We start from the raw sequence: 759 nt of genomic DNA, 5'->3' as shown, positions 1-759 counted from the left end.
CGCCCGCGCCGCCGACGCGGCCCAGGCCGCCGAGGCGGCCCTGACGGCCGAGCGCGCCACCGCCGGCTCGCTGGCCGCCGAGCCCCGGCTGGCCGAGCTGCTCGGCGTCGCCGACGCCCTGACCGTCGCCGAGCTGGACGGCAACGCCGAGAGCCTCGCCCAACTCCTCGACGAGGCCCTGGAGTCCACCGAGCGCCGCCTGTTCGCGCTGCGCACCGAGGCGGCCGACGACGCCCGCATCCTGGCCGCCCTGGGCGACGGCGGGCTGCTGCCGCCAGGACCCGACGTGCTGGCCACCGTCGAGTACCTCGGCGAGCACGGCATCCCCGCCCTGCCCGGCTGGCGCTATCTCGCCCAGGCCGTCGACCCCGCCGACCACGCCGCCGTCCTCGCCGCCCGCCCCGAGCTGGTCGACGGCGTCGTCATCACCGACCAGCACAGCCACGCCCGCGCCCGCGAGGTCCTGGCCGAGGCGGCGCTGCTGCCCCGTTCCGCCGTCGCCGTCGGCACCGCCGCCGCGCTGCTCGCCCCCACCCCGCCGCCCGGCGGCCCCGACAGCGGCATCTTTCTCGTGCCGCCCAACCCCGCCATGCACGACGAACGCGCCGCCGACGACGAGCGCCAGGCGCTGCGCGCCCGCGCCGGCGAACGGGACGCCGACATCAGGACGTTGGCCGCCCGCGTCACCCGCGACCGCTCCCTCGCCGCCCGCCTCGCGTCCTGGCGCGCCGGCTGCCCCGCCGGCCGGCTCGGCGAGCT

At 79.8% G+C, this 759-nt stretch carries 1 pseudogene; it reads left to right on the top strand.

The window, feature by feature from the left end:
* Nucleotides 1–759 (top strand): annotated as a pseudogene (locus tag EBN88_RS30075) (hypothetical protein); the annotation flags it as partial.

Source organism: Streptomyces triticirhizae (assembly GCF_003696235.1).
In the GTDB taxonomy this organism is placed as follows: domain Bacteria; phylum Actinomycetota; class Actinomycetes; order Streptomycetales; family Streptomycetaceae; genus Streptomyces; species Streptomyces triticirhizae.
This window is presented reverse-complemented; position numbering and strand designations above follow the sequence as displayed.